The organism is Alcaligenes sp. (assembly GCF_050255915.1).
Classification (GTDB): domain Bacteria; phylum Pseudomonadota; class Gammaproteobacteria; order Burkholderiales; family Burkholderiaceae_B; genus Alcaligenes; species Alcaligenes aquatilis.
This window is the reverse complement of sequence record NZ_JBFWIQ010000027.1, coordinates 1-3978: the sequence shown is the minus strand read 5'-3', so window position 1 is coordinate 3978 and position 3978 is coordinate 1. Positions and strand designations below refer to the sequence as shown.

At 52.6% G+C, this 3978-nt stretch carries 7 protein-coding genes; 3 read left to right on the top strand and 4 right to left on the bottom strand.

The features are described from left to right. The first annotated feature begins 529 nt into the window (after positions 1-529). From AB7E06_RS19135 to AB7E06_RS19125, 3 genes are read left to right on the top strand one after another with little or no spacing between them, the layout of a single operon-like run. On the top strand, positions 530-763 hold the full coding sequence (locus AB7E06_RS19135) for a hypothetical protein (protein WP_024895038.1): 234 nt from the start codon (positions 530-532) through the stop codon (positions 761-763). Positions 764-767: 4 nt separating this feature from the next. Next, the gene (locus tag AB7E06_RS19130) at positions 768-1286 is read left to right on the top strand and encodes a MerR family transcriptional regulator (protein WP_226852538.1); all 519 of its coding nucleotides are present in this window, start codon (positions 768-770) and stop codon (positions 1284-1286) included. Continuing rightward, on the top strand, positions 1283-1984 hold the full coding sequence (locus tag AB7E06_RS19125) for a hypothetical protein (RefSeq protein ID WP_024895040.1): 702 nt from the start codon (positions 1283-1285) through the stop codon (positions 1982-1984). Before AB7E06_RS19130 ends, AB7E06_RS19125 begins: the two co-directional genes overlap by 4 nt. A gap of 381 nt (positions 1985-2365) precedes the next feature. Here AB7E06_RS19125 and AB7E06_RS19120 read toward each other — a convergent pair whose 3' ends face one another. The 4 genes from AB7E06_RS19120 to AB7E06_RS19105 form a co-directional block, all read right to left on the bottom strand. Further along, on the bottom strand, positions 2366-2611 hold the full coding sequence (locus AB7E06_RS19120; RefSeq protein ID WP_024895041.1) for a glutaredoxin family protein: 246 nt from the start codon (positions 2609-2611) through the stop codon (positions 2366-2368). A 21-nt stretch (positions 2612-2632) separates the two neighbouring features. Then, positions 2633-2839, bottom strand: a complete 207-nt coding sequence (locus tag AB7E06_RS19115; protein WP_215859069.1) for a CopZ family metallochaperone — start codon at positions 2837-2839, stop codon at positions 2633-2635. 61 nt (positions 2840-2900) lie between these two features. Next, positions 2901-3095 carry a DUF302 domain-containing protein gene (locus AB7E06_RS19110; RefSeq protein ID WP_226852539.1) on the bottom strand — a complete coding sequence of 65 codons (195 nt, stop codon included), beginning with the start codon at positions 3093-3095 and terminating at the stop codon, positions 2901-2903. A gap of 230 nt (positions 3096-3325) precedes the next feature. Beyond that, the coding region (locus AB7E06_RS19105; RefSeq protein WP_427958170.1) for an HAD-IC family P-type ATPase at positions 3326-3978 on the bottom strand (653 nt) is incomplete at its 5' end.

Here is a 3978-nt window from a genome sequence, read left to right as displayed (position 1 = left end):
AGGGGGCAGAAGATAATCAGTCTTGCGGTCAGTATCGAGGAAGTGGGCCATAAAATCACTCATCACATTGAATCATAAGTAATTATACGATAATTTTAGGCAAAGGGAAAGTCCGACAGCCTGCTAGCTCGGGATACTGTGCAAGCGGTTTGGTCTTGTCGCGCAGTTCCTGACCGAAGCGCTTAGCCCGCGCCCATCTTGGCAATGACTTCATCATGCAGAATGCTCGGCCGTAGGTCGTCAATGGATGCCTAAATCTCGCCAGTCAGCCACTGGTTATAGGCTGCGGCTTCATGCGCATCGCGCATGGCCTCGGTTCGGTTCGGCCGACAGCGGGTCATGTCTTGTTGGTCAGGATTCCAGTTGGTAGCCTCAACAGCAATACCCATGCAGTTGACGGACGGCGCCTGACTATAATATGTTAACGTTAACGTTAATAAATTGCATAATCTCAAAAAAGAGCTGCAACTGGCTGCTAGAGCGGCGCATGTGATGTTATTAGCTTCACACAATAATAGGAGATATACCGATGATTGCATCCCAAGTTGAAGTCGTGATCCACGTTAACAGCGCATTGGATGAAGGCACTTCGGGTCCTCTATTGACTTGTCTGCGTGAAATTCCAGGGGTTATCCAAGTGAGCTTCGATCCCAAACAGGAACATCTGGTTGTTGTGCAGTATCAACCGAACATCACATCGTCAAAGGAGCTGCTGCAAGGTGTTTTGAAGAGCGGTCATCAGGCTCAGTTGATAGGATTGTAGGCCAATGAAGCCGGGCAACAGGCAAGCCTCAACCCAGGCTAAGAAGATGAAGCCTTTGAAGATTGGTGAGGCAGCAAGTCTGCTCAGCACCTCAACCCGTACGCTTCGTTTCTATGAGGAGCAGGGAATCCTGGCACCGGTGAAGACGGCAAAAGGTGTGCGTCTGTACACAAATGATGATATTCAGATCATCCGCGTTGTTCAGCGCTTGGCTGCTCTGGGTGTCGCGCTGCGGGACATCGCCGAACTGGCAACCATTCGTTCCTGCAGTCAGACCGGGCATCAAGCGAGTCATAAAGTATTCGACTTGCTTGAAGCATTGCAGCGAAGTACGGAATGGAAAAAGAAGGAATGCGAGCTCGTGCTGGAAGAAATTGCTAAGACAACTCGACTCGTGAAACAATGTTTTGGTTGCGAAAATCCGCCGACATATCTTGGCTGCGCGCAATGCCCGGTCGCCAGCAACGTCGGTGATTCACGCTTACTACAGCTGATTTGGGATAAAGACAGGAGGGTGTCATGAGACTCTTCCAGAGCCCCAATGTTGTTGTCCGCGTCACCTATCGAAGTGAATGGCCGGATGGATTTGGCGCGCGGGGCTGGAAGCTGGACATAGCGCTCGACGATCCAGAAATAATTGCTTCCACCCCCAGCCCTGGTGAGAGGATAAACACTTCTGTGCTGGTACATGACATTCTGGATCACTATGTCTCCGGCTTTCCCCCGAGCGGTCATCGAAACGAGGCGATGGCGCTTATTCAGCTGAGTACTCGCACTGGATCCGATCCCCGGTCGGATTACGAACAAATGATCGATGAGGATCTGATACACGGGGTAGTTTTTGGCGAATCCATGCGGTCGTTTTTGCCGCCGTGTGCGGTGCGGCTGCTTCCACCAGAGGTCTTGTCTGGAAAAGAAATTATTAGTTTTCTTGTAAACATTATGGGCCATGACTCGCTGCGTACTCTTTTTTTAGAACGCTTCTTCGATCTGGGATATCGGGGTGTTCCATTGGCGCAAGCAAGTTGGAACAGGCGTGGCCTGGGTTACGATCGCAATACTGCCATCGGGATATGCCTGCAATGGCTTCTTGAGGAGGCCGATCGAATCCTTGTGAACGGATCCTTTTCTTTCGCTACTGGATTCTTTCAGATCGGCAACCATGCCTGCCAGATCACCTTGGACAAGCCCATCAACATCATGTTTAGCAAGCTTGTGTAAAGGGATCTACCATGTTTTTCGTGCACAGATCGCATTGATGTTATACGAGATTGCCAAGCGCTGTTTGAATGGTTGGCTGCAAAGATCACCTCTATTTGCGGCATGATCAAAAAGAACTTTGGAGGGTGTGGTGCCCTCTTGCCAACTTTATTTGTATCCTCCAACTGCGCCTGAGATTTATCAGTTTTCAGCAGAAATCGGCTGGATTGCTCATCTATAAAACATCAGTATTTTGATAATATGCAAAACATTTCAAAGAGCTAAAGATTCATATTCAACGATATGGGGTGGTAAACCTGATGCTGAAAGATGGTTAACCAATGACGTTGATCGACAAACAAACGGGTTAGATCGTGGTTTCGCACGATCCAATCTTATTCGTTAGGTCTTGGTCAGCAATTCATCAAGTCGTGGCTTTTGATGAGCAAATGTTCCCCATAACGCCTCGCAGCCGATCACCGTGATAGGCGCGACCCGCACCCCATAGCGTGATTTGGCTTCCTCAGCCACGCCGGGAGCCGTCACGTCACGTTCCTCATATGCGACATGGTGTTCTTCGAGGTAACGGCGCACGGCAGCGCAGTCGGGGCAGCCGGGACTCGTGTAAAGCAACACGGGATCATACATTGCGGATCGGCGTGCAGGGCTTCAGCCCCGCACCTCCGCAACATAGCCTTCTTCCTTGACCGCTGCGGTCAATGCGGTAGTGTCGGCCTTACCGTGCACTACGGCTTCTCCTGGCTCCAGCGTGACATCCGCCTTTTCCACGCCGGGCACGCCTTCCAGCGCCTTCGCTACGGCACGCACGCAGTGTTCACAAGTCATGCCAGTGATCTTCAGATGGATATCGCTCATGGGTTTTCTCCTGTTGGAAATGAGGTAAAAGGGCTATTCAATAAACTCGTATAGATATTATTCAACCGCGCATAGCATCAGCTACACGCTGGAGTTTGTCGCGCACCTCGATGCCGAGCTTGGCAATTTGCGGCTTGTCCACCATGCCAAGTACGGCGGCGGGATCCATGAATACCACACTCACGCTGCCATCGGCTTCGGTGCGCACCACCACGTTGCAGGGCAGCAAGGCACCGATGTCGGGATCGGCCTCCAACGCCTGATGAGCGTAGGACGGGTTGCAAGCACCGAGAATGACAAAGGCCGCTCATCAATGCCCAGTTTGGCCTTGAGCGTCGCGGCGACGTCAATCGTGGTGAGCACACCAAAGCCTTCCACCTTGAGGGCCTCGGTTCAACCAGCTCTACGGTGGTATCAAAATCGCCCTTGGCGGGTACGCTGAAAACGAACTGACCCATATGGTTTCTCCTCGTTTGAACAAATCGCTCAGGAATGAGCAGGTTTGAGTGCGGTATTCTGTACAGCACCCGGCGTTACCGTTGGTACATAAGCCTTGAGCCGTTTAAGGCGTAAGCTGTTGCTGAGCACGAAGATGGAGGACAGCCCCATGGCTACGCCAGCTACCATCGGATTCAGATGAATGCCGATAGGCACGGCCACGCCAGCCGCGACAGGGATCAGTAGAATATTGTAGAAAAAGGCCCAGAACAGATTGCCACGGATATTACTCAGGGTGCGTCGTGCTGCCGTCAGTGCCGTGACCACTTCGCCGAGTTGCCCGCGCGTGAGGGTCACGTCTGCGGCTTCGATAGCGATGTCCGTGCCTGAAGCCAGTGCAATACCGACATGGGCCTGTGCAAGAGCTGGAGCGTCATTGATACCATCGCCGACGAAGGCGACCCGGCGGCCCTGTTCCTGCAATTGGGAGACGACTTTCGCCTTATCCTGAGGCAGCACCTCGGCATGCACCTGCTCAATATGTAATTGCCTGGCAACCGATTCGGCGGTAGCCCGTCCATCGCCAGTGACCATGCCCACCTGCAGTCCACGCGCGCGTAAAGCCTGTACAACCGCGTACGCCTCCGGTTTGATGCGATCGGCTATGGCGAGCCATCCGATCAGCGTTGCGTCGACCGCGA

Coding starts and splice junctions, on each gene's coding strand:
- AB7E06_RS19130 (WP_226852538.1), top strand. CDS start 768: ATGAAGCCGGGCAACAGGCAAGCCTCAACCCAGGCTAAGAAGATGAAG.
- AB7E06_RS19120 (WP_024895041.1), bottom strand. CDS start 2,611: ATGTATGATCCCGTGTTGCTTTACACGAGTCCCGGCTGCCCCGACTGC.
- AB7E06_RS19125 (WP_024895040.1), top strand. CDS start 1,283: ATGAGACTCTTCCAGAGCCCCAATGTTGTTGTCCGCGTCACCTATCGA.
- AB7E06_RS19115 (WP_215859069.1), bottom strand. CDS start 2,839: ATGAGCGATATCCATCTGAAGATCACTGGCATGACTTGTGAACACTGC.
- AB7E06_RS19135 (WP_024895038.1), top strand. CDS start 530: ATGATTGCATCCCAAGTTGAAGTCGTGATCCACGTTAACAGCGCATTG.